This is a genomic window from Streptomyces actuosus (assembly GCF_016921115.1).
GTDB classification, from domain to species: domain Bacteria; phylum Actinomycetota; class Actinomycetes; order Streptomycetales; family Streptomycetaceae; genus Streptomyces; species Streptomyces actuosus_A.
This window is the reverse complement of sequence record NZ_JAFFZS010000005.1, coordinates 280,482-305,180: the sequence shown is the minus strand read 5'-3', so window position 1 is coordinate 305,180 and position 24,699 is coordinate 280,482. Positions and strand designations below refer to the sequence as shown.

Below are 24,699 nucleotides of genomic sequence, written 5' to 3'. Positions count from 1 at the left end.
ACACCTCATGGGCGGATCGGGCCACAGGCCGGAACCGATCCTGCCGGGGTCGGCGTCTAGGGGGGCGTGCAGCGTCAAGGCTCCATCGGCGGCAGCGCCGCTCTCCGCATCCGGGTGACAGGAGGCGTCCTCCTCCTCGCGCACCTCGCCATCGTCGCCTGGCTCACGCTGCGACCGCTCGACGTGCCCTGGGTGATGCCCCCCAACCTGCGCCCCTTCGCCGGTATCCGCGCCGACGCGGCCCTCGGCTGGGCGCAGGCGGTGCGGCGGATCGGTGCGGGGCTGGCGCTGCTCGCTCCGCTGGGGGTGCTGCTGCCGATGGTGCACGGCCGGCTCGGCGGCTCTCGACTGGGCTCCCTGGCCCGTACCGTCACCGCCGGGGCGCTGCTGTCGCTGGGGATCGAACTGCTGCAGACCGGCGTGCCCGGTCAGGTCGTGGACGTGGACTCGCTGCTGCTGAACACGGTCGGTGTCGCCCTGGCCCACCTCGCGATCGTCCCGGCGGGCCGCGGCCTGCTCCGCCGCAGGACGGCGCGCGCCGCGCTGCACCGGGAGGAGCCGGCTCAGGGTCGGACCCCGACGATTCCCAGGGTCGGCGTCGCCCCGTAGATCGACGCCGCTCCCCCTGCGTGTGCGTACGGTGGAGACAGATGGGCAGCCGGCCCATCGGCACCGGCCGCCGGCAGGCGCCGGGCCCGGCGTCTCCCGGCACCGACCGGGCGGCCACGGGAGCGGCCCGGCACAGAGCGGTCCCGGCCGGCGCCCCCACCGACACGCGCACGCACACAACCACCGGACACCGGACACCGACAGGAGCCGTCATGACCACCCTCGCCCGCCCCACCAACGGCCGCATGATCGGCGGCGTGTGCGCCGCCCTGGCCCGGCGCTTCGGCACCTCCGCGACGACGATGCGGGTGATCTTCCTGCTGTCGTGTCTGCTGCCGGGCCCTCAGTTCCTGCTCTACATAGCGCTGTGGATCCTGCTGCCCTCGGAGGACAAGACACGCACGGCCTGGTGACCGGCCGCGCACACGCCGACGGGGCGCACCTCCACAGGGCAGGGGGGTGCGCCCCGTCGGCTCGTTTCCGGCGGTTCGCTCAGCCGCCCAGCGGGAGGCCGTTCAGGCCGACGCCCTGCGTCGGCAGCGTCTTCCCCACCGGAAGCCCGCCGAGCAGGCCGGCGACCGGGGCGGTCGGACCGTCGGAGAACACCTTCTGCGCGGCCGGCTGCGCGGCGGTCAGGCCCGCGTCGACCGCGGACTTGCCCCGGGTCAGCGCCTTGGTGGCACCTGGCAGCGCCTGGGGGGCGTTCTCCGCCGGCAGAGTGCGGGTGACACCGTCCAGCGCCTGGCCGGCGTCCGGGACGGCGGGGGCGGCGTTGGCGGCACCGGCACCCGCGGCGGCGAAGGCGGCACCGAGGGCGGCGACACCGAGGGTCTTGGCAGCAGACTGCTTCATGAAATGAGTCCTCGTAATGGAATGACGGGGATACGAGCGGTCCACGACCGTAAACACGCCCTGGCACACACCGCAAACATCGAAATGCGGACGGATGGTGAACGTCCGCCCGCATTCGTGACCCGGAAAATGTCCCCGTCAGTCGCCGGACCCGGGGAAACCGCTAGTGGCGGGCGTCTGCTGGAACAGCCATTCGGATTTCAGTTCTGCATATCCGGGCTTGATGACGTCATTGATCATCGCGAGCCGTTCATCGAAAGGAATGAATGCTGATTTCATCGCATTGACGGAGAACCACTGCATGTCGTCGAGCGTGTAACCGAATGCCTCGACAAGGTGCTCGAATTCCCGGCTCATGCTGGTGTGGGACATCAGGCGGTTGTCGGTGTTGACCGTCGCACGGAAGTGCATCCGGCGCAGCAGCCCGATCGGGTGCTCGGCATAGGAGGAGGCGGCGCCGGTCTGGAGGTTGGAGCTCGGGCACAGCTCCAGCGGGATCCGCTTGTCGCGGACGTAGGACGCCAGCCGTCCGAGGGTGACCCCGCCGTCGTCGTGGACCTCGATGTCGTCGATGATGCGCACGCCGTGCCCGAGCCGGTCGGCGCCGCACCACTGGAGGGCCTGCCAGATGGACGGCAGGCCGAAGGCCTCGCCGGCGTGGATGGTGAAGTGGTTGTTCTCCCGCTTGAGGTACTCGAAGGCGTCCAGGTGCCGGGTGGGCGGATAGCCGGCTTCCGCGCCCGCGATGTCGAAGCCGACCACGCCGCGGTCCCGGTGGCGGTTGGCGAGTTCGGCGATCTCCAGGGACCGCGCGGCGTGGCGCATCGCGGTCAGCAGGGCGCCGATGCGGATGCGGTGGCCGTTGTCCCGGGCGATCTCCTCACCCTGCCGGAAGCCCTCGTTGACGGCCTCGACGACCTCCTCCAGGGTCAGCCCGCCGTCCAGGTGCTGCTCGGGGGCGTACCGCACCTCGGCGTAGACGACGCCGTCCTCGGCCAGGTCCTCCGCGCACTCGCGGGCGACGCGCCGGAGGGCCTCGCGGGTCTGCATGACGGCGACGGTGTGGGAGAAGGTCTCCAGGTACCGTTCGAGTGAGCCGGAGTCGGCGGCCTCGCGGAACCAGAGGGCGAGCTTGTCGGGGTCGGTGTCGGGGAGTCGGGTGTACCCGCTGTCGCGGGCGAGTTCGACGATCGTGCCCGGGCGGAGCCCGCCGTCGAGATGGTCGTGCAGCAGAACCTTGGGCGCCCGGCGGATCTGGTCCGGCGTCGGAGTCGTGCCCGTCCGAATGGTCTGGCTCGTCATCTTCGCACTGTAACGCCTACGCGCGTAGACGGCGTGTTGTACACATCCGTCGATACGTAACAGTGACCCGACGGACGGGTGGCGTACACCCTCACTTCTGACACTGTTCTGCCATGGCACAGCAAGCGACGCCGCTTCGCACGGCGCGGCTGGGGCGGGCGTTCGGTCCGGAACCGACGACGGTGAGCGGGGTGGTGCTGCTGCTCCCCGGCGGCGACGCGGTGTCGGCCCGCAGACCCTCCCCCATGCTCGCGACCGCCTCCGTCAGGGCGTTGGGCCGCCGGCTCGCCCGCGCGGGGCGCACCGAGCAACTGGCCGTCCACGTCGTCCACTACCGGTACCGCGGCTGGAACGGCAGCGACGCCAACCTGGCCGGTGACGCGACCTGGGCGGCAGACGAGGTCGTGCGCCGCTACGGCGACGTCCCCGTCTGCCTCGCCGGGCTGGACATGGGGGCCCGGGCGGCGCTGCGGGCGGGCGGGCACGAGGCCGTCAACTGCGTCCTGGCGATCGCCCCTTGGCTGCCGGAGGACGACGTGGCCGCACCACCCGAACCGGTGAAGCAGCTGGTGGGCCGCCGGGTGATGCTGGTGCACGGCACGAACGACGAGCGCACGGACCCCGAGCTGTCGTTCCGGCTGGCCGTACGGGCGAAGAAGGCCAACCGGGACGTGTGCCGGTTCGAAGTCCATTCCGACCGGCACGGATTGCAGCAGCACCGCGACGAAGTCGTCGCTCTGGCCGAGGACTTCGTCATGGGGGCCTTGTTCGGGCAGGCGTTCTCGCGTCCCGTGGAGGACGCGTTCGCGGCCCCGCCGCCGATCGGCTTGCGGATGCCGCTGGCCTCGGGGTTCGGCAGGTCGCTGCGGCGGTAGCCGGCTGCCGCCCCTCCCGTGGGGCCGTCAGCCGGGCAGCAGATGCCCCCGCCGCGACAGCAGGAACTTCTTGAAGGCCGCCACCGGCGGGGTGTCCGGGTGGCCCGCCGGCCAGGCGACTCCGATCTCGCGCACCGCGCGCGGGGCGGTGACCGTCAGTTCCACCACGCCCGGGCGGGGCACGGCGGGCGGCGGCAGGAGGGCCACGCCCAGGCCCGCGGCCACCAGCCCGCGCAAGGTCTCCGCCTCCTCGCCCTCGAAGGCCACCCGCGGCCGGAAGCCCGCCTCCGCGCAGAGGTCGTCGGTGATGCGGCGGAGGCCGTAGCCCGGCTCCAGGGTCACGAACGTCTCCTCGGCGGCCTCGGCGAGGCGGATGCGGCGGCGGCCGGCGAGGCGGTGGTCGGCCGGGACGACGAGACGGAGCTTCTGCTCGTCCAGGCGGCGGGCGACGAGATCGGGGGCGTCGGGGACCGGCGAGGTGAGGCAGAGGTCGAGCTCTCCCGCCCGCAGGCCCTCCAGCATGGCCTCGCCGTAGTTCTGCACGAGGCTGAAGCGGACGCGGGGGTGGTCGGCCCGGAAGGCCTGGAGGAGACCGGGGACGGTCTCGGCGCCCATGGTGTGCAGGAAGCCGAAGGCGACCTTGCCGCCGGCCGGGTCGGCGTCGGCGCGGACCTCGTCGGCGGCGCGCTCGATCTCGGCGAGGGCGCGTTCGACGGAGGCGAGGAAGGTGCGGCCGGCGGGGGTGAGGGCGACGGTCCGGCCGCGGCGGGCGAACAGGTCGACGCCGAGGTCCTGCTCCAGGCGGACCATGGCGCGGGACAGCGTGGACTGCGGCACCTGCATCTCCTGGGCGGCCCGGGTGACGTGCTCGGTGCGGGCCACGCCGGCGAACCAAGCCAGCCGCGGCGCGAGCAGCCTCGACATGTCCGTCGTGTCTTCTGTGTCACTGAACTGTGACAGGCGGGGCCGCGACCTCGGCTGATGCACCATGGGAACGATTATGGCCAGTCCGTGCATTGGACGCATGAACCGGGGTGTCCGTAGCGTCGCACGCATGAATCCCGCCAGTACCGGGGCGTCCACACTCGTGGGCGCCGCACCGTCCCTTCCCGCTCCCGACTCCCGTACGGCCCCCGGCGGCCCCGGCTACCGCCGGATGAGCCTCGCGCTGTTCCTCGCAGGTGTCGCCACCTTCGCCCTGCTGTACTCCACCCAGGCCCTGCTGCCGCTCATCTCCGGCGATCTCGGGGTCACGGCGGGCCGGGCGAGCTGGACGGTGGCGGCGGCGACCGGTGGCCTGGCGCTGTTCGTCCTGCCGATGAGCGCCCTGTCGGAGCGGTTCGGACGGCGTACGGTCATGACGGCGTCACTGGCCGTCGCGGTGGCCCTGGGGCTCCTGGTGCCCTTCGCGCCGTCGCTGGGCGCACTGGTCGTGCTGCGGGCGCTGCAGGGCGCGGCGCTGGCGGGGCTGCCGGCCTCGGCGACCGCGTATCTCGCGGAGGAGGTCCGCCCCGCCGCCCTGGTCACGGCGATCGGGCTGTTCGTCGCGGGCAACAGCGTCGGCGGGATGAGCGGCCGGATCATCACCGGCTGGGTCGCCCAGGAATGGGGCTGGCGGATCGCCGTCGGCGTGATCGGCGCGATCGCGGTGGCCTGCGCGGCGGCCTTCCGGGTGCTGCTGCCGGCGCCGCGGCACTTCCGGGCGGGCTCCCTGCGCCCGCGCGTGCTGGCCCGCACCGTCCGCGGGCACCTGGCGAACCCCCTGCTGCGCCGGCTGTACGCGATCGGCGCACTGTTCATGACGGTCTTCGGCGCCGTGTACACGGTGATCGGCTACCGGCTGTCCGGGGCACCGTTCGGGCTGCCGCAGGGCGTCGTCGGCTCCGTCTTCCTGGTCTACCTGGTCGGTACGGTGTCGGCGTCGACCGCGGGCCGCCTGGTGGGCCGGCTGGGTCGCCGGGGCGCCCTGTACCTGGCCGGCGGGACGACCGCGACGGGGCTGCTGCTGTCGCTGGCCGGTTCGCTGACCGCGGTCCTGCTGGGCCTGGTGCTGATCACGGCCGGCTTCTTCGCGGGCCACGCGGTGGCCTCCTCCGCGGTGAGCCGGACCGCGGCGACCGGGCGGGCGCAGGCGTCGGCGCTGTACCAGTCGGCGTACTACATCGGCTCCAGCGCGGGCAGCACGGTCGGTGCCGTCGCGTTCCACGCCGGCGGCTGGGCCGGGACGGTGGGCGTCGGCCTGCTCGCGGTGCTGGGCGTGGTGGCCGTCACGCTGTGCGGGACGCGGGCGGCACGGCTGGCGGCCGTACGGGAACCGGTCCCCTCGCACTGAGCCCTCCCACGCCGATTCCCCTGCTCAGGGCCGGTTGTCGGTGGCCGCGGCTAACGTCCGCGGCAACGACCGTTCACAGCAGGGGGTTTGGCCTGATGGAGTTCCGGATCGATCGCACCGATCTCGCCGAGGCGGTGGCCTGGGCGGCCCGCGCCCTGCCCGCGCGGACCCCGGTGCCGGTGCTGGGCGGACTGCTCCTGGAGGCGGAGGGCGGCGGGCGGCTGGGCGTGGCGGGCTTCGACTTCGAGACGTCGGCGCACGTCGAGACGGAGACGGAGGTCCCGGCACCCGGCCGGGTCCTGGTGCCGGGCCGCCGCCTGCTGGACATCTGCAAGGTGCTCCCGGCGGGGCCGGTGGTGTGCGTGCTGGAGGGCACCCGGTTCACCGTCGAGGCGGGCGGCACCCGCTTCGGGGTCTCGACGCTGCCGTGCGAGGAGTACCCCGAACCCCCCGCGCCGCCCGCGGTGTGCGGTGCCGTCGACGCGGCCGGTTTCGCCGCGGCCGTCGGGCAGGTCGCCGGGGCGGCCGGGCGGGACGACACGCTCCCGGTGCTCACCGGCATGCAACTGCGTCTGGAGGGCGCGGAGATGACCCTGTCGGCGTCCGACCGGTACCGGTACGCGGTGCGGCGGCTTCCGTGGCGGCCGGCCGGGCCGGCGGCCGGCAGCGTGATGGAGGCGCTGCTGCCCGCGCGGCGGCTGCTGGACGTGGCGCGGTCGCTGGCACGCTGCGGGACCGTGCGGATCGGCCTGGGCGAGGGCCTCGCCGGCTTCGACGGCGGGCGGCTGCGGACGGTCGTCAGGCAGCTGGACGGGCGGCTGCCGGGGTACGGGGCGCTGTTCGACATGGCGGGCGCGGCGGTCGCCGAGGTGGACGGCGCGGCCCTGACGGAGGCGGTGCGGCGGGTCGCGGTGGTGGCGGAGGCGAACAGCCCGGTGCGGCTGGACTTCTCCTCGTCCGCCGGCGGATCGGTGCTGCTGCGAGCCGGATACGGCGACGACGTGGCCTCCCAGCGGCTGCCGGCCGTGCTGGAGGGCGCCGAGGAGGTGACGGTCGCCTTCAACCCGGCCTACCTGCTGGAGGCGGTGACGTCCTTCGAGGCGCCGCGGCTGCGGCTGGAGCTGCTGGGGGCGGGGCAGCGGGCGCTGCTGGGCGCCGCGGACGCGCCCGGGGTGCACCGCCATCTGCTGATGGCGGTGAAGAACCTGCTGTGAGCTGCGGCTTCATCGGCTCGGGGGGCCGTTGTCAGTGCGCTGCGGTAGCTTCCGAGGGTACGGAGAAGTGCGCCACAGGGGGTAGGCGATGAGCGACGGCACGGCGACGACGGACCTGGATGCCAGCCTGGAGAGGTACCGCGTCGAGTTGACGGGGTACTGCTACCGGATGCTCGGCTCGTCCTTCGAGGCCGAGGACGCGGTGCAGGACACGATGGTCCGCGCCTGGCGCAGCCACGACCGCTTCGAGGGCCGTTCCAGCCTTCGCTCGTGGCTGTACCGCATCGCGACGAACGTGTGCCTGGACATGCTGTCCGCGGGCAACAGGCGGGCCCGCCCGATGGATCTGACGGAGTCGGCGCCACTGGCGCGGGCGGCGCTCTCGCCCCGCCCGGACCACACCTGGCTGGAGCCGATGCCGGACGCCCGGGTGCTGCCCACGGTGCAGGACCCGGCGGAGGCGGCGATAGCCAAGGAGTCCGTGCGCCTCGCCTTCATGGCCGCCCTGCAGCGGCTCCCGGCCAGGCAGCGCGCGGTGCTGATCCTGCGCGAGGTGCTGGCGTGGCGGGCGAGCGAGGTCGCCGAGCTGCTCGACACCTCGGTCGCGTCGGTCAACAGCGCCCTGCAGCGGGCGCGCGCGACACTGGCGGAGCGGAAGGAGCACGGCACGGACGCGGCGGTCTCCGACCCCCTGAACGAGGAGCAGCAGAAGCTGCTGGAACGCTATGTCGCGGCCTTCGAGGGGTACGACATGGCGGCGCTGACGGCGCTGCTCCACGAGGACGCGATCATGACGATGCCGCCGTTCGACCTGTGGCTGACCGGCCATGCGGACATCACCGGCTTCATGACCACGCTGGGCTCCGCCTGCGCCGACTCCCGTCTGCGTCCCGTCCAGGTCAACGGCCTGCCGGGCTTCGCCCACTACAAGCCGGACGAGGAGACGGGCGGCTTCACCGCCTGGGCGGTCCAGGTCCTGGAGATCTCAGACGGCCGGATCACCGGGTTCCACTGCTTCCTGGACACCCGGCGCTGGTTCCCTCTCTTCGATCTCCCCCTCCACCTCGAAGCACAGGCCGACGAGGTCAAGGAGGGGCGGTAGCGCCGGATCGGGGGCGCGCAGGCGTATCCGCCCGTCGGCCCGGCGGGCGGCGAGCTGGAGCCGGGCGAGCAGATCGACGACGGCCAGCCCCGGCGGCCCCAGTGCGCCGACGTCGCAGACGACCACGCCGGTGCCGGTGCTCTCCAGCAGGGCGCGGACGTCGTGGCACAGCCCCCGCACCGCGTCGGGGGTGGCGGGGCGGGCAAGCGTGAGTACGGCGGGTGTCGTGGCGTCCACGTGCGGTAGACCCCCCGGACGTGTCGAAGTCATCGCAGAGCTGCACTCCGCCCCGCGGGGGACAGCGATCGGGGTGCGGTGAGCCGGGTTCCGCGACGGGAGCCGCAGTCCGGTCCGGGGTTCTGCCGCCGGCCGTGGAGTCGCGGCCCGGGGGCTGCTGCCGGGGCCCGCTCCGGGGGCGCGTCCGGCGAAGATCACATTGACCCGCCCGCCGTCTTCCGCCGAGCGTGGGGCCTGCGCCCCGGCGGACAGCGCCGCCCCGGAAGCCCTCCGGTGTCCTGGCCGCGCAGGAGGGCGGCCGAGGGGCGGGAGGCGCCGGCGAGGGGGATCGTGTGCAGGGCGTGCTGAACGGCTTCGCGGTCATCGCGGTGGTCATCGCCGTCGGCTACGCGATCGGCCGGCTGGGCTCGCTCGGCAGCCAGGGCCGCGAGGTGCTGACCGCGCTGGCCTTCCAGATCGCCTCCCCCGCCCTGCTGTTCACCACGCTGGCACGGGCCGACCTGTCCGTGGTCTTCTCCAGCCGGCTGCTGGTGACCGCGCTGAGCGCGGCGGCCGTCGCCGGCGTGTTCGTCGTGGTCGGCGCGGTCCGCGGATGGGGCGTGGGCCGCACCGTGATCGGTGCGCTGTGCTCCGGATACGTCAACTCCGGCAACCTCGGCATCCCGATCGCCGTGTACGTCCTGGGCGACGCGTCCCTCGTCGCGCCGGTGCTGCTCTTCCAGGTCGTACTGGTCACCCCGGTCGCCCTGACCGTCCTCGACCTGTCCGGGCGGGGCGGGCGGGAGCCGCTGTGGCGGCGCCTGCTGACCCCGCTGCGCAATCCCGTCGCGGTGGGTTCGCTGACCGGTGTCCTGGTGTCGGCGTCCGGCGTGCGGGTGCCCGGCCCGGTCCTGGATCCGCTGACGCTGATCGGCAACATGGCGGTGCCGGCGGTGCTGCTGGCCTACGGCATCTCCCTGCGCGGCAGCACGGCGCCGGCCCGGGGGCGCGACCGGCATCCGGTGCTGCTGTCGGTGGCGCTGAAGTCGGTGGTCCAGCCGCTGACCGCCTGGGCGCTGGCGACGGGGGTCTTCGGGCTGCGCGGCGCGCCGCTCCTCGACGTCGTGGTGACCTCGGCGCTGCCGGCCGCCCAGAACCTCTTCACCTACGCGAGCCGCTACCGGGTGGGCGAAGCCCTGGCGCGGGAGGCGATCCTGCTGTCGACGCTGCTGTCGGTGCCGGTCCTGGTCGTCGTGGCGGCACTGCTCGGCTGACGGCCCCGCACCCGGTCCCGGGCACCGCCGGCGTCGGACCCGGACCGCTCGCGCCGGGATCGGGCGCCGAGGCGGACGGCGGTCTCCGGGACGCTGCCCTCGACAGGGCGCGTCTCCCGGCGGCACCGAACGTGCCGTCGCCGTCCGCCACCGGACGCCCCCGCGGGACGGCCCCGGCGGCTGTGCCGCCCCGTCCCGTGGCGCTCCCCCGTCCGGCCACTCCGCCCGCCCGGCCGCCCGCCCGGCCGCTCGGGGACGGCACGACGAACGGGACCGGCGCCGGTGCGCCGATCCCGTTGGTCCGCCTGCGGGGGCGCGGTCAGGCGATGCGCTCCAGCACGACGGGCGACGGCGTGGAGGCGGTTCCGGGGGCGGCGATGTCGTACGAGCCCGCCACGGCCTCCAGGGCGTAGTCGAAGCGTTCCGGGGTGTCCGTGTGCAGGGTCAGCAGCGGCTGGCCCTCGGTCACCGTGTCGCCGGGCTTGGCGTGCAGCTCGACGCCCGCCGCCGCCTGCACCGGGTCCTCCTTGCGGGCCCGGCCGGCGCCGAGCCGCCAGGCGGCGATACCGATGTCGTAGGCGTCCAGGCGGGTCAGGACACCGGTGGCCGCCGCCTTCACCACGTGCTGCTCGCGGGACGTGGGCAGCGTCGCGTCCGGGTCGCCGCCCTGGGCCGCGATCATGCGGCGCCAGACGTCCATCGCCGAGCCGTCGGCCAGTGCCTTCGCGGGGTCGGCGTCCTTGACACCGGCCGCGTCGAGCATCTCGCGAGCCAGCGCGACCGTCAGCTCCACCACGTCGGCGGGGCCGCCGCCGGCCAGGACCTCCACGGACTCGCGGACCTCCAGGGCGTTGCCCGCGGTCAGGCCCAGCGGGGTGGACATGTCGGTGAGCAGCGCGACCGTCCGCACGCCGTGGTCGGTGCCGAGGCCGACCATCGTGGACGCCAGCTCGCGGGCGTCGTCGAGGGTCTTCATGAACGCGCCGGTGCCGACCTTCACGTCCAGCACCAGGCTGCCCGTGCCCTCGGCGATCTTCTTCGACATGATCGACGACGCGATCAGCGGGATCGCCTCGACCGTGGCGGTCACGTCGCGCAGGGCGTACAGCTTCTTGTCCGCGGGGGCCAGACCGTCGCCCGCCGCGCAGATCACCGCGCCGACGCCGTCCAGCACCGACAGCATCTCCTCGTTCGACAGCAGCGCGCGCCAGCCGGGGATCGACTCCAGCTTGTCGAGGGTGCCGCCGGTGTGGCCGAGGCCGCGTCCGGAGAGCTGGGGGACGGCCGCCCCGCAGGCCGCGACGAGCGGGGCGAGCGGGAGGGTGATCTTGTCGCCGACGCCGCCCGTGGAGTGCTTGTCCGCCGTCGGGCGGGACAGGGAGGAGAAGTCCATCCGCTCGCCGGAGGCGATCATCGCCGCGGTCCAGCGGGCGATCTCGCGGCGGTTCATGCCGTTCAGCAGGATCGCCATGGCGAGCGCGGACATCTGCTCGTCGGCGACGGCACCGCGCGTGTAGGCGTCGATGACCCAGTCGATCTGCTCGTCTGTCAGCTCGCCGCGGTCCCGCTTGGTACGGATGACGGAGATGGCGTCCATGGCCATGACTTTCCTTCCGGAGTTCCTGGAAGTGCGCGGCCCCTCTGCTCAGGTCAGAGGGGCCGCGGCGGAGTTACTTGGCGAGATGGTCCGGGCCGAAGGCCTGGGGCAGCATCTCGGAGAGCGGCAGGATGCCCGCCGGAGTGTCCAGCAGCAGGTCGGCGCCGCCGAACTCGTACAGCAGCTGGCGGCACCGGCCGCACGGCACGAGCAGCCCGCCCGTGCCGTCCACGCAGGTGAAGTGGGTGAGCCGGCCGCCGCCGGTGCGCTGGAGGTCCGACACCAGCCCGCACTCGGCGCACAGTCCGACGCCGTAGGAGGCGTTCTCCACGTTGCAGCCGGTGACCGTGCGGCCGTCGTCGACGCGGGCCGCCACACCGACCGGGAAGCCGGAGTAGGGGGCGTACGCGTGCGACATCGCCTCCCGCGCCACCTCTCGCAGGGCCTCCCAGTCGAACTCGGCGGCGGCCGGGGTCACTTGCCCTGGCCCTTCCGGTAGCGCATGCCGTCGGCCTTGGGAATCCGCAGGCGCTGCGCGGACAGCGACAGCACCAGCAGGGTGACGACGTACGGGGTGGCGCCGACGAAGTCGTTGGGCACCTCGTCGGTGAACAGGTACCAGATGAGGACGAGGCCGCCGACGAAGAGGCTGATGCCCGCCTGCCAGTGCGCCTTGCGGTACAGCTTCCAGCCGGCCAGCAGCGCCAGCAGCACGACCAGCAGGAGCAGCAGCGCGTGCACGGTCTCGCCGCCGTTGCGCAGCTGGAGCGCGTCGGAGAAGCCGAACAGGCCCGCGCCCATCGCCACGCCGCCCGGCCGCCAGTTGCCGAAGATCATCGCGGCGAGGCCGATGTAGCCGCGCCCGCCGGTCTGGCCCTCCAGGTAGATGTGCGAGGTGACCAGGGCGAGGAAGGCGCCGCCGAGACCGGCGAGGCCGCCGGATACGGCCACGGCCGCGTACTTGTACCGGTAGACGTTGACGCCGAGCGACTCCGCGGCGATCGGGTTCTCACCGCAGGAGCGCAGCCGGAGCCCGAAGGAGGTGCGCCACAGCAGCCACCAGCTCGCGGCGAACAGCGCCGCGGCCAGGACGGTCACCACGGACAGGTTGGTGACCAGACCGCCGACGATTCCGGCGATGTCGGAGACGAAGAACCAGTGGTGCTTCTCGATCGACTGCAGGCTGCTCGACAGGCCGGGAACGTCGAAGTTGGGCAGCGAGTCCGAGGGCGGCGACTGCTTGGGGTTGCCGCCCGCCGCCGCCGCGGAGCCCTCCGAGAAGAAGAGCTTGGCGAGGTACTGGGTGGCGCCGAGCGCGAGCAGGTTGACGGCGACACCGGAGACGATGTGGTCGACGCCGAAGGTGATGGTGGCCATGGCGTGCACGAGGCCGCCGAGGACGCCGAAGCCGACGCCGCACAGCAGGCCGAGCCAGGGGCTGGACTGCCAGCCGATCCAGCCGGCGCCGAAGGTGCCGAGGATCATCATGCCTTCGAGGCCGATGTTGATCACGCCGGCCCGCTCCGACCACAGGCCCGCCAGACCGGCGAGGCCGATCGGCACGGCGAGGCCGAGCGCGGCGCTGACCTGGCCGGCGGAGTCGAGCTGGTTGGAGCCGGTGATGACGCGGACCGCTGCGACGAGCAGCAGCGCGCCGGCCACGATCATCAGGATCTGGCCGAAGGACCGGCCCGAACGCTTGGCCGTGTCGGCCTTGGGCGCCGCGGGCGGCGGCGTGTCGGTCATCGTGGCAGTCATCACGCCACCTCCTGGTTCTCGGTCGTGGCGGCTGCCTGGGCGGCGAGTTCGGCGCCGACCCGCTGCTGCTGGCGCTTGAGGCCGTAGCGGCGCACGACCTCGTAGGCGATCACGACGCACAGGACGATGACGCCCTGGATCACGCCGAGGATCTCCTTGTCGTAGCCCTGGAACTCCAGGTGGTTGGTGGACCGCTCGAGGAAGCCCCACAGCAGGGCGGCGAGCGCGATGCCGACCGGGTTGTTGCGGCCGAGCAGGGCGATGGCGATACCGGTGAAGCCGATGCCCACCGGGAAGCTGTTGTCGTACTGGTAGCTCTCGTTCAGCAGGGTCGGCATGCCGATCAGACCGGCCACGCCACCCGAGATGATCATGCTGGTGACGACCATCTTCTTGACGCTGACGCCGCTCGCGGAAGCGGCCGACTCGGACAGGCCGACCGTGCGCAGGTCGAAGCCGAAGCGGGTGCGGCCGAGCGTGAACCAGTACGCGACGCCGACGACGACGGCGACGAAGATGAAGCCGTCGAGGATGCCCGAGGCGCCGGTGTCGATGTTGAACAGGTGCGAGCCCTGCGGCAGCGGCTTGGTGGAGACCAGGGTGCCGGCCGGGTCGAGCTGGCCGAGCTGCCCGGGCTGGAGCAGGTAGGCGATGATCGAGGTGGCGATCGCGTTCAGCATGATCGTCGAGATGACCTCGCTGACGCCGCGGGTCACCTTCAGCACACCGGCGATGGCGGCCCACAGGGCGCCGGTCGCCATGGCGCACACCAGGATCAGCGGGATGGCGATCCAGCCGGGCGCGGTCAGCGCGCCGCCGAGGACGGCGGCGATGAACGCCGCCAGCCGGTACTGGCCGTCGACGCCGATGTTGAACAGGTTCATGCGGAAGCCGACGGCCACCGCGACACCTGCCAGGTAGTACGTCGTCGCCTTGTTGAGGATGTAGACCTGGCTGTCGCTGGCGATGCCGTAGGTCCCCATCTCGCTGAAGGCGTCGATCGGGTTCTTGCCGGTGGCGAGGATCACCAGGGCGGTGACGACGACCGCGGCGACGACCGCGAGCAGCGGGGCCGCGACGCCGAGGAGCAGCCGCTCCTTGTCGATGCGTTGGGTCAGCTTCTTCATCGGGCGTCGTCCTCTGTCTGCTCCGGGCCCTCCAGGTGGCCGGCGGCGGCACCCGTCATGGCGGAGCCCAGCTCCTCGGGAGTGATGGTGGCGGGGTCGGCGTCGGCGACCAGACGGCCGCGGTACATCACCCGCAGCGTGTCGGAGAGGCCGATGAGCTCGTCCAGGTCGGCGGAGATCAGCAGTACGGCCAGGCCCGCGCGGCGGGCCTCACGGATGTGGTCCCAGATCGCCGCCTGCGCGCCGACGTCCACACCGCGGGTGGGGTGGGCGGCGATGAGCAGCTGGGGCTCGTGGCTCATCTCGCGGCCGACGATCAGCTTCTGCTGGTTGCCGCCGGACAGCGAGGCGGCGGTCACGTCGATACCGGGCGTGCGGACGTCGTAGGCCTCGACGATCCGCTCGGTGTCGGCACGGGCGCCCTTGATGTCGAGGAGCGGACCGCGGGAGTTGGGCCGCTCGGAGACGTGGCCGAGGATGCGGTTCTCCCACAGCGGCGCTTCGAGGAGCAGGCCGTGGCGGTGGCGGTCCTCGGGGATGTAGCCGACACCCGCCTCGCGGCGACGGCGGGTGGACAGGTGGGAGACGTCCGTGTCGCCCAGGGTGATGACACCCGCGTCGGGGTGGCGGACACCCATGATCGCCTCGACCAGTTCGGACTGGCCGTTGCCCTCCACGCCGGCGATGCCGAGGACCTCGCCCTTGTGGATGGTGAAGTTGATCCGGTCGAGGATGATGCGCTCGACGCCGTCGAGGTCGGTCTGGCTCAGGTGCAGGCCCTCGACCCGGAGCAGCGGGGTGTCGGTGACGGTGGACTCCTCCGTCTCCGGCGTGGGCAGTTCGCTGCCGACCATCAGCTCGGCGAGCTGCTTGGTGGTGGTGTGCCGGGGGTCGGCGGTGCCGACGGTGGTGCCGCGCCGGATGACGGTGATCTCGTCGGCGACGGACAGCACCTCGCCCAGCTTGTGGGAGATGAAGATGACGGTGAGGCCTTCGGCCTTCAGCTCGCGCAGGTTGTCGAAGAGCGCTTCGACCTCCTGCGGCACCAGCACGGCCGTGGGCTCGTCGAGGATCAGCGTCTTGGCGCCGCGGTAGAGGACCTTGAGGATCTCCACGCGCTGGCGGTCGGCGACGCCGAGCTGCTCCACGAGGACGTCGGGGCGGACGTTCAGGCCGTATGCGTCGGAGATCTCGGTGATCTTCGCACGCGCCCTCGCGCCGATGCCGTGGAGCTTCTCCGCGCCGAGGACGACGTTCTCCAGCACGGAGAGGTTGTCGGCGAGCATGAAGTGCTGGTGCACCATGCCGATGCCGCGCGCGATGGCGTCGGCCGGGCTGCTGAAGGTGACCTGTTCGCCGTTGACGGTGATGGTGCCCTCGTCCGGCTGCTGCATGCCGTAGAGGATCTTCATCAGGGTGGACTTGCCGGCACCGTTCTCACCGCACAGGGCGTGTACCGTGCCCGTACGGACGGTGATGTCGATGTCCTTGTTGGCGACTACACCGGGGAAACGCTTCGTGATGCCGCGCAGTTCGACGGCAGCGGGAGGGCTGGACGCGTTGATGGCGCACTCTCCTCGGGGAAAAAGGGCTGAAGGGGAGGGCAGGCGTCGGCGACGCTAGCGCGGCAACTCGACGCTACACGCGTAGAGTTGACACATCGTTATGGCTCGGCGAGGGGGTGTCGGTTGCACCCCCGTCGCCGAGCCCGGGTCCGGCGGGACCGTCAGGTCACGGGGTGGTCTTGACCTGGATCTGGCCGTCGACGATCTTCTTCTTGGCCGCGTCCAGCTGCGGCTGGATGTCGTCGATGAAGCCACCGCTGGTGGACAGCGAGACACCGTTCTTCGCGAGCGAGTAGCTGTTGACGCCGGTCAGCGGCTTGCCGTCGTGGACGGACTTGATGAAGTCGTAGACACCGACGTCGACGTTCTTGACCATCGAGGTCAGGATCGAGTCCTTGTACTTGGCAAGGCTCGGGATGTTGTACTGGTCGGAGTCCACGCCGATGGCCCAGGCACCCTTGACGCCGCTCACGGCCTCGATGGAGCCGTTGCCGGAGGAGCCGGCGGCCGAGTAGATGACGTCGGCGCCCTTGTCGAGCATGCCCTTCGCGGCGGCCTTGCCCTTGTCGGGGCTGGCGAAGCCGGAGGTGTCCGAGCCGTGGCTCAGGTACTGGGTCTCGATCTTGATCCCGGGCTTGGTGTCCTTGGCGCCCTGGATGTAACCGGCCTCGAACTTCTTGATCAGCGGGACGTCGACACCACCGATGAAGCCGATGTGACCGCTCTTGGACTTCAGCGCCGCAGCGACACCCGCGAGGTAGGAACCCTGCTCCTCGGTGAAGGTGATGCTGTTGACGTTCTTGGCGTCCACGACCGAGTCGACGATGCCGAAGCTGGTCTTGGGGTACTTGGCGGCGACCTTGGTCATCGAGGCGGCGTAGGCGTAGCCGACACCGATGACCGGGTTGTAACCGGCCTGGGCGAGGTCGTTCAGGCGCTGCTCGCGGTCGGCCTCGGTGTCCGAGGTCTTGGCGGTCAGCTCCTTGATCTCGCCGCCGAACTCCTCCTTGGCCTTGTCGGCACCGCGCGCGGCGGAGTCGTTGAAGGAGCGGTCACCACGGCCGCCGACGTCGAAGGCGAGACCGATCTTGACACCGTCGCCGCCGCCCGAGGAGGAGGCGGACGAGCTGTTGTTGTCGGACGAAGTGCTGCCACAGGCTGTGGCAGTCAGTGCGAGTGCTGCGGACGCGATACACGCAGCGGAAAGCTTGGCTACCCGGCGCACGGGAAGGCTCCTTCACCTGACCTGAGCGCCATGTCGGCGCTTGATGTGAGCACCATGCCAGTGCTCGGGCCATGACGCCCCGGCGGCGTCGGCTTCGCGGCATCGTAACGCGCGTAGATGTCAGAAAAAGACCTCTTCCGAAGCCGTTATCGATTCGAGGCAAACAGCGCCTGAACTGAGGTCATCGGGTGCGCTCGCCGTCCGTCGCGCACTGTGCACGAATGGCTCACGAACGTATTGCACCGGATGGCGGTACGGCCCCCGCACACCCGAGGGGGGCCGCCCGCCGCCGACCCGTCCGGCCTGCGGAGACGGTCAGCTCACGGCGTCCAGCAGGGCCGCCGCGGTGAACAGCTCGACACCGACGGTGATCGCGGACTCGTCGGCGTCGAAGTCGCCCTGGTGCAGATCGCGGACCGTGCGCTCGCCGGGGGTGCGGACGCCGAGGCGGGCCATGGCGCCGGGCACGTGCTCCAGATACCAGGAGAAGTCCTCGCCGCCGAGGCTCTGCTCGGTGCTCTCGACCGCGTCCGGGCCGAGACGCACGGTCATCGCGTCGCGCAGCAGGTCGGTGACGGCCGGGTCGTTGACGACCGGGGGCACCCCGCGGACGTAGGTGATCTCGGACTTGGCGCGGTGCAGGTTGGCGACCTCGTCGATGGCCGCGACGACGACGTCCGGCGCCTGCCGCCAGGCCTCGATGTCCAGGCAGCGCACGGTGCCGGACAGCTCGGCGTGCTGCGGGATGACGTTGGGGGCGTGCCCGGACTCGATCCGGCCCCAGGTCACGGCGAGGCCCGCGCGGGTGTCGACGCGGCGGGCGACGACCGCGGGCACGTCGGTGACCACGCGGGCGGCGGCGGTGACCAGGTCGGTGGTCAGGTGCGGCCGGGCGGTGTGCCCACCGGGGCCGTCCAGGGAGATCTCCAGCCGGTCGCAGGCGGAGGTGATGGCGCCGGTGCGCAGCCCGATCCGGCCGGCGTCGACGCGGGGGTCGCAGTGCACGGCGATCATCCGCCGCACCCCCTCCAGCGCGCCGCTCTTGATCGCGTCGGCGGCGCCGCCGGGGAGCACCTCCTCGGCGGGCTGGAACACCAGCCGCACCGGACGCGGCAGCCGTCCCTGCCGGTGCAGCTCGGCCAGGACGAGCCCGGCGCCCAGGACGACCGTCGTATGCACGTCGTGGCCGCAGGCGTGGGCGCGGTCCGGCACGGTCGACCGGTAGGGGCAGTCGTTCTTGGTGTCCGGGATGGGCAGGGCGTCGATGTCGGCCCGCAGGGCGAGCATGCCGCCCGGCGGTACACCGAGGTCAGCGCCGATGTCGCAGATGAGGCCGGTGCCGATGCCGAGCACGCGCGGCGACAGACCGGCCCGCTCCAGCCGCGCCTTGATCGCCGCGGTGGTGCGGAACTCCTGGTTGCCGAGCTCCGGGTGCATGTGCAGGTCGCGGCGGAAGGCGACGAGTTCGGCACGCAGGTCCTCCGGCAGGATGCCGGGCAGGACGCTGCCTTCGGGGAGATCGGCCTCGGGCTTGGGCGACATCAATTGCTTCACCCTCTGAAGGGTAGGACGCCGGGGCGGCCAACTGACCCTCGATCAACAAAAGTTCAGCCCGTTAGGGGAAGGAAACCTGGCCGTACGACGCATAGGTATCGACTGTGACGGGTAAACTCGCCCGGCTTCCGGCCGGTCGACCGCCCCATCATCTGCATCTCTTCCACGGATACCACGGGTCACAACGGCCGCGCCGATCCGTTCACCTGCCGGACGGCCGTACGGTGCCCCACGGGCGGCCCCACGGGCGGCCCCACGGGCGGCCCCACGGGCGGGCGGCGGGACCGGGACCGCCGCCCGGAGCCCCGCGACCTGCCGTCCGCCGGCCGCGGCACCAGCGCAGCCGTTCGCGCGACGGCGGCGAGGTGCCGCAGCCGGCGTCGCGCACCCGCCCGGGCTCGCGGGAGGGCCCTCTAGGGTGCGGGGCCATGACGGACTTCCTCGACGCGACGCGCGCCTCCTACGACACCATCGCCCGCGACTACTCCGCCCGCTTCGCCGACTGGTCCACCGACCTGCCTCTGGAGCGGGCGCTGCTCACCGCCTTCGCGGAGCTGGTGAGGGCGGGCGGCACGGCCCCCGTGGCCGACGTGGGCAGCGGCCCCGGAGGACTCACGGCGCGACTGCGCGACCTCGGCCTGCCCGTCTTCGGGGTGGACGTCTCCCCGCGGATGGTGGAGCTGGCCCGGGAGGCCCATCCGGGGCTGCGCTTCCACGTCGGCTCGATGACGGCGCTGGACCTCCCGGCCGGGACGCTCGGCGGGATCACGGCCCTGTACTCGGCCATCCACGTCCCCGACGAGCACCTCCCGGCCGTCTTCGCCGAGTTCCACCGCGTGCTCGTACCCGGGGGCCACGTCCTGCTCGCCTTCCAGACCGGTGACGAGCCCGAGCACCTGCACCTGGCCGAGCGCTTCGGCCACGGGATCGCCCTCGACTACTGGTTCCGCCCGCCGGAGCCGGTGGCCGGCCTGCTGGCCGCGGCGGGGCTGGCCGTCCGGGCCCGGGTGGTGCGGGAGCCGGTCGCGGAGGAGACACGGGCCCGGGCGTTCCTGCTGGCGCGCAAGGAGGGGTAGCGCGGCGGATCGCAGCCGGGACCGGCGCCTCTCCGGGCGGCGGCTCGCCGGAACGGGGCCTCGCTTGTTCCTGGGCCTCCCTTGTTTCCGGTGTCTCCGGTGTTTCCGGGGCCCCCTGTTCCGGGGCGCCTTCCCCGGCTCCTCCGCGGCCGGCAGACGGGGTGGCCGGAGGTCGCCCAAGGCCTCACAGGGCCCGGCTCACCGCCGCCAGCCGGTGGACGTCCCGGGCGGACCCCGTCACCCCGGAGAGGAAGCCCTGCGCGCGCGGGGAGGCGTTCCGGGTGAGCCAGGCCGGGTCGATGTCGCAGACGGCTATGCGGACCCCGGTGCCGGCCAGGGCGAGCGGGAGGGTGTGGACGACCGTGGAGGGGAAGCTGAGGACGGTGCGGCCGATGGGACCGCGGCGTGCGATCAGTTCCAGGGGGAGGTCGGGGCGGACGATCTCCAGGCCGGTCTCGCCGGCCAGGCGGTGGAGCTTGTCGGCGCTCTCGCGGCGGTGGGCGAAGTAGCGGGTGGCGCCGTGGGCACGGGCCAGGGACCGGACCGCCGTCAGATAGCGGTCGCCGTCGACGACGCCGGTCTCCACCAGGGACGTCCCGACCAGGTCCGCTCCCCTGCTGATGCGGGGCGGGCCGAAGCGGGCCCGGGTCCAGGCGAAGTCGTTGCGGGTGAGGGTGACGCCCTCCGGCCTGTCCTGCACGGGCATCGCGGAGAACACCTCGACGCTGCGGTGCGCGTTCGGGGTGAGGCGGCGGCGGGCGGAGGAGGTGACGGGGGCGAAGAGGAGGTCCCGCGGGCCCGGACGGCCGCCCCTGCGGTGCCAGCGGACCAGGCGCTCGCCGCGGGCCAGCTGGGCGACGAACTCCATGGTGGCCGTGCCGTCGTCGACGACGACCAGTTCGCGGGCGCGGGTGATGGTCAGCAGCAGCTGGACGTAGCGGGAGAACGGGTCGCCCAGGACCACGCGCTGCGCGTGCCGGAGGGTCCCGGCGAGGCCGCCGATCGTGTGGAAGGGGGCGGTGGCACCGCCGCGGGCCTCCTCCCAGCGGACCTCGTGGCCCTCCTCGCGGGCCAACTCGGCCATCCGGCGCAACTGGCCGCGGGTCATCGGGTCGGTCGGGGACAGGACGACGAGGGTGAGCCCCGCGCCGGGGGCCCCGGGCGTGCGCGGCGGGTGCGCGTGCGCCCACTCCAGTACGTTCAGCAACTGCACCGGGCTCTCGACGAACGCGAGGGTGTGGGGGTGGCCGGCGGTGCCGGCGCGGGGGCTCATCGTCGTACGACCGTCCCGTGATCGGCTCTGTGCGAGCGCTCGGCGTCAGACCGCGACCGGCTCGCCGGCCGCCGCGGCGATCTCCGCCTCGGCGACGACACCGGCGACGCGGCGCAGCTTCTTCATGGGGGCGAGCTCGGAGTCGTAGACCTTCTTGACGCCGTCACCGAGAGAGGCCTCGATGGTGCGGATGTCGCGGACCAGACGGGCCAGGCCCTGCGGCTCGACGGAGGCGGCCTGGTCGGAGCCCCACATCGCGCGGTCGAGGGTGATGTGGCGCTCGACGAACGCGGCGCCGAGCGCGACGGCCGCGAGGGTGGTCTGCAGGCCGGTCTCGTGGCCGGAGTAGCCGATCGGGACGTTCGGGTACTCCTTCTCCAGCGTGTTGATCACACGGAGGTTCAGCTCGTCGGCCTTGGCCGGGTAGGTGGAGGTGGCGTGGCAGAGGACGATGTTGTCGCTGCCCAGGACCTCGACCGCGTGGCGGATCTGCTTCGGCGTCGACATGCCGGTGGAGAGGATGATCGTTCGGCCGGTCGCGCGCAGGGCGCGCAGCAGCTCGTCGTCGGTCAGGGAGGCGGAGGCCACCTTGTGGGCGGGGACGTCGAACTTCTCCAGGAAGGCGACGGCCTCGGTGTCCCACGGGGAGGCGAACCAGGCGACGCCCTTCTCCTTGCAGTACGCGTCGATGCGGCGGTACTCGTCCTCGCCGAACTCCACCCGGTGCCGGTAGTCGATGTAGGTCATCCGGCCCCAGGGGGTGTCCCGCTCGATGTCCCACTGGTCGCGCGGGGTGCAGATCTCGGGAGTGCGCTTCTGGAACTTCACCGCGTCGCAGCCGGCCTCGGCGGCCGCGTCGATCAACTTGAAGGCGTTGTCGAGGTCGCCGTTGTGGTTGATGCCGATCTCACCCGTGATGTAGACGGGGGCGCCGGGGCCGACCTCGCGCGGACCGAGGGTGCGCAGACGGAAGTTGGTGTTCATGGCAGGGGATGTCCTTACGTGCTGGGGGACGTGCTGGGGGACGTGTCGGTGGGGTGGGTGGGCGGGACGGGTTCGGTGGGGCCGGCGGGGGCGCCGAGACGGGGGCCGAGGATCCAGCCGGCGATCTCCCGGATCGCGCCCTCGCCGCCGCGGACGGTGGTGACCGCGCGGGCGGCGTCGGTGACGGCGTCGTGGGCGCCGGCCACCGCCACGGGCCAGCCGGCGAGGGAGAAGCACGGGAGGTCGTTGACGTCGTTGCCGACGTAGAGCACGCGCTCCGGCGCGACGCCCTGTTCCTCGCACCACTGCTTCAGTGCCAGGTCCTTGCGGTCGATGCCGTGCAACACGGGGATCCGGAGTTTGCGGGCGCGGGCGGCGACGACCGGGTTCTGCTCCGTGGACAGGATCAGCATCCGCAGCCCGCTCCTGCGCAGGGCCGCGATCCCGAGGCCGTCGCCGCGGTGCACGGTGACGAACTCCCGCCCGTCGGCGTCGATCAGCACCCGGTCGTCGGTCTGGGTGCCGTCGAAGTCGAGGACGACCGCGTCGATGTCGTCGGCGGTGGGCCGGGCGCCGGCGGCGGTCCGGCCCACCGGGGCCGGGTCGGGGGCCTCGACGGGGCCGGCGTCGTACAGCGGTGCCAGGGCCCGTGCGCGGGCCAGGTCGTGCGGGTCGTCGATCTCCAGGACGCGGGCGGGGTCGGTGCGGACCAGTTCCGTGCGGCCGAAGAAGCGGTGCCGGTGCTTGCGGAAGCCGGCGGCCTCCATGGCGTAGGCGGCCCCGGTCTCCAGCAGGTCCTGGGGGCGGTCCTGACGGCGCGGGCGGACGGACCGGTCGTGGTTGACGCCGTACCCGCCGCCGACGGCCGCGTCGGCCTCGGCGACCGTGCCGGCGGCTGCGAGGGCGTCGTCCGCGTCGCGCCAGAGGAAGCCGTGGAAGGGGGCCACGGTCACCGCGCTGTCCGCGCCGTCGACGACGGCGGCGGCGACGCCGTCGACGTCCTCACGGGCGAGGAAGGGGCTGGTGCACTGCACCAGCAGCACCACGTCCACCGCGGCACCGTGCAGCGCCTCGTGGGCGTCCAGGGCGTGCAGGACGGCCGTCTCGGAGGTCGCGGTGTCGCCGGAGAGCGCGGCGGGCCGCAGCACCACCTCGGCTCCGGCCTCGCGGGCGGCGACGGCGACGGCGCGGTCGTCGGTGGAGACCACGACGTCGGTGACCAGCCGCGCGGCACGGCACTCGCGCACCGCCCGGGCCACCAGCGGGATGCCGCCGACGGGGGCGAGGTTCTTCGCGGGTACGCCCTTGGAGCCTCCGCGTGCGGGGATCACCGCGAGCACGCGGCGCACCGAAGCGCCGCCGCCCGTCGTGGGATCGGACATGGTCTCAGCTCCTTGACGTGGGTTCGGGTGGCTCACAGCTCCCCCATCCGCCGGATGACGGGCGCCACGCGCTGCACTCCGTGCCGGTAGGCGCCGCGGGCCGCGCGGCGGACGATCTGCCGCACGGGACCGGGCTCCCCGCCCGCGGCCGGGGCGCCCGGCAGCGGGGTGCCGTCGGGGGCGAGGTGGTGGCGGGCGAGGATGCCGGGCAGATAGCCGGGCGCCGTCGCGGTCGTGTAGTAGGGGGCCAGGGGCGGCAGGCCGTCGGCCGCGAGCAGTGCGGCGATGCGGGCGCGGGCGGCGTCGAACGCGGCGTCGTACGAGCCCGGCCCGGTGCCGGGTTCCCCGGCCGCGACGCCCTGGCGGGCCACCCACCGCGGGTCCGGCTCGGGCCGGTGCCCGGCGTCCAGCTGGTCCCAGGAGGCGAGGCAGCCGGAGCCGACGAAGTGGTGGTTGCCGAGCGTCTCCCGGATGCCGAGGTCGGTGAGGACGGCGGTCGGGACGCGGCGGTGCAGGGACTCCAGGGCCGCCGTCGAACTCACCGTCACCAGCAGGTCGGTGCGGTCCAGGACCTCGCCCATGTTCCCGTAGACCAGGCGGAGGTTGGGCGGCAGGTCGCCGGCCCTCCGGACGAGCTTCTGGTAGGGCAGCTCCTCCAGGTGCGTGGTGTGCTCACCGGGCCTGGAGCGCAGCTTGAGCAGGACCTCCCGCTCCGGGTGCAGACGCGCGTGCCGGATCAGCCGGTCGAGCAGGTACGCCCGGTCCGTGCGGGTCCCGGGCACCGAGGGCTGGGCGGCGAAGACCACGGTCCGGGGTTCGTGCGCGCCGGTGTAGGGGCTGCCGCCGAGGAAGGGCAGCGCGACCTCGGTGACCGCCGAGGCGTCGGCGCCCACCCCTTCGTACACGCCGCGGAAACGCTCGGCGTCCTGGCGGGAGTTGGCGAGGACGAGGTCCGCGCCGTGCCGCAGCAGCAGGCCGTCGGCGAGCTTCTCGTACACGACGCCGACGTAGCCGGTGACGACCACGGGCCGCCGTTCACGGCCCTGCCAGGCCTGCCGCAGCCCGTGCAGCATCGCCTGCACACCGCCGCCGACCAGGGCGAGGACGAGGACGTCGCAGGCTTCCTCGCTCATCACGCGCAGGAACTCGGCGGCGGTCACCTCGCGCAGGGAGTCGGCGCGGACGCCGACCTCCCCGAGCTGACGGGCGGTCGGGGTGGCTCGGCCGCGCAGAAGGAGGCCGTCCAGACGCAGATCCCCGCCCGCGGTCAGGCGCTGCGCGGTGAGCGCGCCCCATTTCCACCGGGTGTCGGAATCCGCGAGAACGACCGCCCGCAGGGGCTTGGTTGCACTTTCTGGCACGCCTAGAAACCTAGGAAGGCA

General features: G+C 72.8%; 23 protein-coding genes. 8 read left to right on the top strand and 15 right to left on the bottom strand.

Translation table 11 applies throughout. The features are described 5' to 3' along the window. Positions 1 to 66: 66 nt before the first annotated feature. Both JS756_RS09835 and JS756_RS09830 read left to right on the top strand, forming a co-directional pair. A complete protein-coding gene (locus JS756_RS09835; protein WP_205382626.1) occupies positions 67 to 609 on the top strand; it encodes a VanZ family protein in 543 nt (180 codons plus the stop codon). Positions 610 to 821: 212 nt separating this feature from the next. Beyond that, positions 822 to 1,022 carry a PspC domain-containing protein gene (locus tag JS756_RS09830; protein WP_205382625.1) on the top strand — a complete coding sequence of 67 codons (201 nt, stop codon included), beginning with the start codon at positions 822 to 824 and terminating at the stop codon, positions 1,020 to 1,022. Between the two features lie 79 nt (positions 1,023 to 1,101). Here the strand turns inward: JS756_RS09830 and JS756_RS09825 are convergent, their stop codons facing one another. After that, the gene (locus JS756_RS09825; RefSeq protein WP_205382624.1) at positions 1,102 to 1,461 is read right to left on the bottom strand and encodes an ATP-binding protein; all 360 of its coding nucleotides are present in this window, start codon (positions 1,459 to 1,461) and stop codon (positions 1,102 to 1,104) included. A gap of 138 nt (positions 1,462 to 1,599) precedes the next feature. After that, complete coding sequence (locus tag JS756_RS09820; RefSeq protein WP_205382623.1) at positions 1,600 to 2,763, bottom strand: adenosine deaminase; 1,164 nt, start codon at positions 2,761 to 2,763, stop codon at positions 1,600 to 1,602. A 113-nt stretch (positions 2,764 to 2,876) separates the two neighbouring features. Between JS756_RS09820 and JS756_RS09815 the strand changes: the two genes are divergently transcribed. Next, on the top strand, positions 2,877 to 3,638 hold the full coding sequence (locus JS756_RS09815) for an alpha/beta hydrolase family protein (protein ID WP_205382622.1): 762 nt from the start codon (positions 2,877 to 2,879) through the stop codon (positions 3,636 to 3,638). A 27-nt stretch (positions 3,639 to 3,665) separates the two neighbouring features. On the opposite strand, the gene JS756_RS09810 is transcribed toward JS756_RS09815, so the two are convergent. Continuing rightward, positions 3,666 to 4,628, bottom strand: coding sequence for a LysR family transcriptional regulator (locus JS756_RS09810; protein WP_205382621.1), 963 nt, complete (start codon positions 4,626 to 4,628; stop codon positions 3,666 to 3,668). 64 nt (positions 4,629 to 4,692) lie between these two features. Between JS756_RS09810 and JS756_RS09805 the strand changes: the two genes are divergently transcribed. The 3 genes from JS756_RS09805 (at position 4,693) to JS756_RS09795 (ending at position 8,286) form a co-directional block, all read left to right on the top strand. Beyond that, entirely contained in the window at positions 4,693 to 5,970 is a 1,278-nt protein-coding gene (locus JS756_RS09805) for an MFS transporter (protein ID WP_205382620.1), read from the top strand. 95 nt (positions 5,971 to 6,065) lie between these two features. After that, positions 6,066 to 7,184: a DNA polymerase III subunit beta gene (dnaN, locus tag JS756_RS09800; protein ID WP_205382619.1), complete on the top strand. Its 1,119-nt coding sequence runs from the start codon at positions 6,066 to 6,068 to the stop codon at positions 7,182 to 7,184. An 88-nt stretch (positions 7,185 to 7,272) separates the two neighbouring features. After that, positions 7,273 to 8,286: a sigma-70 family RNA polymerase sigma factor gene (locus JS756_RS09795; RefSeq protein ID WP_205382618.1), complete on the top strand. Its 1,014-nt coding sequence runs from the start codon at positions 7,273 to 7,275 to the stop codon at positions 8,284 to 8,286. Here the strand turns inward: JS756_RS09795 and JS756_RS09790 are convergent. Beyond that, entirely contained in the window at positions 8,170 to 8,556 is a 387-nt protein-coding gene (locus tag JS756_RS09790; RefSeq protein WP_205382617.1) for an STAS domain-containing protein, read from the bottom strand. The genes JS756_RS09795 and JS756_RS09790 overlap by 117 nt on opposite strands. A 299-nt stretch (positions 8,557 to 8,855) precedes the next feature. On the opposite strand from JS756_RS09790, the gene JS756_RS09785 reads away from it, so the two are divergent. Then, entirely contained in the window at positions 8,856 to 9,776 is a 921-nt protein-coding gene (locus tag JS756_RS09785; RefSeq protein WP_205382616.1) for an AEC family transporter, read from the top strand. A gap of 319 nt (positions 9,777 to 10,095) precedes the next feature. Here the strand turns inward: JS756_RS09785 and JS756_RS09780 are convergent, their stop codons facing one another. From JS756_RS09780 to JS756_RS09750, 7 genes are all read right to left on the bottom strand, one after another. Next, positions 10,096 to 11,379 carry a thymidine phosphorylase gene (locus tag JS756_RS09780; RefSeq protein ID WP_205382615.1) on the bottom strand — a complete coding sequence of 428 codons (1,284 nt, stop codon included), beginning with the start codon at positions 11,377 to 11,379 and terminating at the stop codon, positions 10,096 to 10,098. Between the two features lie 67 nt (positions 11,380 to 11,446). Then, positions 11,447 to 11,851: a cytidine deaminase gene (locus JS756_RS09775; RefSeq protein ID WP_205382614.1), complete on the bottom strand. Its 405-nt coding sequence runs from the start codon at positions 11,849 to 11,851 to the stop codon at positions 11,447 to 11,449. Then, on the bottom strand, positions 11,848 to 13,131 hold the full coding sequence (locus tag JS756_RS09770) for an ABC transporter permease (RefSeq protein ID WP_205382613.1): 1,284 nt from the start codon (positions 13,129 to 13,131) through the stop codon (positions 11,848 to 11,850). The genes JS756_RS09775 and JS756_RS09770 overlap by 4 nt, the downstream gene beginning before the upstream one ends. Beyond that, complete coding sequence (locus JS756_RS09765; RefSeq protein ID WP_205382612.1) at positions 13,131 to 14,258, bottom strand: ABC transporter permease; 1,128 nt, start codon at positions 14,256 to 14,258, stop codon at positions 13,131 to 13,133. Before JS756_RS09765 ends, JS756_RS09770 begins: the two co-directional genes overlap by 1 nt. Beyond that, positions 14,255 to 15,790 carry an ABC transporter ATP-binding protein gene (locus JS756_RS09760; protein WP_240203540.1) on the bottom strand — a complete coding sequence of 512 codons (1,536 nt, stop codon included), beginning with the start codon at positions 15,788 to 15,790 and terminating at the stop codon, positions 14,255 to 14,257. Before JS756_RS09760 ends, JS756_RS09765 begins: the two co-directional genes overlap by 4 nt. 199 nt (positions 15,791 to 15,989) lie before the next feature. Further along, positions 15,990 to 17,048 (bottom strand): BMP family lipoprotein, encoded by a 1,059-nt coding sequence (locus tag JS756_RS09755; protein WP_205382611.1) that lies wholly within the window; start codon positions 17,046 to 17,048, stop codon positions 15,990 to 15,992. 315 nt (positions 17,049 to 17,363) lie between these two features. Continuing rightward, entirely contained in the window at positions 17,364 to 18,590 is a 1,227-nt protein-coding gene (locus JS756_RS09750; protein ID WP_205382657.1) for a M20 family metallopeptidase, read from the bottom strand. Between the two features lie 440 nt (positions 18,591 to 19,030). Between JS756_RS09750 and JS756_RS09745 the strand changes: the two genes are divergently transcribed. Continuing rightward, positions 19,031 to 19,678, top strand: coding sequence for a class I SAM-dependent methyltransferase (locus JS756_RS09745; RefSeq protein WP_205382610.1), 648 nt, complete (start codon positions 19,031 to 19,033; stop codon positions 19,676 to 19,678). Between the two features lie 184 nt (positions 19,679 to 19,862). On the opposite strand, the gene JS756_RS09740 is transcribed toward JS756_RS09745, so the two are convergent. The 4 genes from JS756_RS09740 to JS756_RS09725 are packed head-to-tail and all read right to left on the bottom strand — an operon-like array spanning position 19,863 to position 24,678. Continuing rightward, positions 19,863 to 20,951 (bottom strand): hypothetical protein, encoded by a 1,089-nt coding sequence (locus JS756_RS09740; RefSeq protein WP_205382609.1) that lies wholly within the window; start codon positions 20,949 to 20,951, stop codon positions 19,863 to 19,865. A 45-nt stretch (positions 20,952 to 20,996) separates the two neighbouring features. Further along, the gene (locus tag JS756_RS09735) at positions 20,997 to 21,935 is read right to left on the bottom strand and encodes an N-acetylneuraminate synthase family protein (RefSeq protein WP_205382608.1); all 939 of its coding nucleotides are present in this window, start codon (positions 21,933 to 21,935) and stop codon (positions 20,997 to 20,999) included. Between the two features lie 14 nt (positions 21,936 to 21,949). Further along, positions 21,950 to 23,317: an acylneuraminate cytidylyltransferase gene (locus JS756_RS09730; protein ID WP_205382607.1), complete on the bottom strand. Its 1,368-nt coding sequence runs from the start codon at positions 23,315 to 23,317 to the stop codon at positions 21,950 to 21,952. 32 nt (positions 23,318 to 23,349) lie between these two features. Next, positions 23,350 to 24,678 carry a DUF6716 putative glycosyltransferase gene (locus JS756_RS09725; RefSeq protein ID WP_205382606.1) on the bottom strand — a complete coding sequence of 443 codons (1,329 nt, stop codon included), beginning with the start codon at positions 24,676 to 24,678 and terminating at the stop codon, positions 23,350 to 23,352. Positions 24,679 to 24,699: the final 21 nt, after the last annotated feature.

Coding starts and splice junctions, on each gene's coding strand:
- JS756_RS09750 (WP_205382657.1), bottom strand. CDS start 18,590: ATGTCGCCCAAGCCCGAGGCCGATCTCCCCGAAGGCAGCGTCCTGCCC.
- JS756_RS09735 (WP_205382608.1), bottom strand. CDS start 21,935: ATGAACACCAACTTCCGTCTGCGCACCCTCGGTCCGCGCGAGGTCGGC.
- JS756_RS09805 (WP_205382620.1), top strand. CDS start 4,693: ATGAATCCCGCCAGTACCGGGGCGTCCACACTCGTGGGCGCCGCACCG.
- JS756_RS09820 (WP_205382623.1), bottom strand. CDS start 2,763: ATGACGAGCCAGACCATTCGGACGGGCACGACTCCGACGCCGGACCAG.
- JS756_RS09810 (WP_205382621.1), bottom strand. CDS start 4,628: ATGGTGCATCAGCCGAGGTCGCGGCCCCGCCTGTCACAGTTCAGTGAC.
- JS756_RS09780 (WP_205382615.1), bottom strand. CDS start 11,379: ATGGCCATGGACGCCATCTCCGTCATCCGTACCAAGCGGGACCGCGGC.
- JS756_RS09745 (WP_205382610.1), top strand. CDS start 19,031: ATGACGGACTTCCTCGACGCGACGCGCGCCTCCTACGACACCATCGCC.
- JS756_RS09825 (WP_205382624.1), bottom strand. CDS start 1,461: ATGAAGCAGTCTGCTGCCAAGACCCTCGGTGTCGCCGCCCTCGGTGCC.
- JS756_RS09795 (WP_205382618.1), top strand. CDS start 7,273: ATGAGCGACGGCACGGCGACGACGGACCTGGATGCCAGCCTGGAGAGG.
- JS756_RS09730 (WP_205382607.1), bottom strand. CDS start 23,317: ATGTCCGATCCCACGACGGGCGGCGGCGCTTCGGTGCGCCGCGTGCTC.
- JS756_RS09740 (WP_205382609.1), bottom strand. CDS start 20,951: ATGAGCCCCCGCGCCGGCACCGCCGGCCACCCCCACACCCTCGCGTTC.
- JS756_RS09790 (WP_205382617.1), bottom strand. CDS start 8,556: ATGACTTCGACACGTCCGGGGGGTCTACCGCACGTGGACGCCACGACA.
- dnaN (WP_205382619.1), top strand. CDS start 6,066: ATGGAGTTCCGGATCGATCGCACCGATCTCGCCGAGGCGGTGGCCTGG.
- JS756_RS09815 (WP_205382622.1), top strand. CDS start 2,877: ATGGCACAGCAAGCGACGCCGCTTCGCACGGCGCGGCTGGGGCGGGCG.
- JS756_RS09830 (WP_205382625.1), top strand. CDS start 822: ATGACCACCCTCGCCCGCCCCACCAACGGCCGCATGATCGGCGGCGTG.
- JS756_RS09770 (WP_205382613.1), bottom strand. CDS start 13,131: ATGACTGCCACGATGACCGACACGCCGCCGCCCGCGGCGCCCAAGGCC.
- JS756_RS09765 (WP_205382612.1), bottom strand. CDS start 14,258: ATGAAGAAGCTGACCCAACGCATCGACAAGGAGCGGCTGCTCCTCGGC.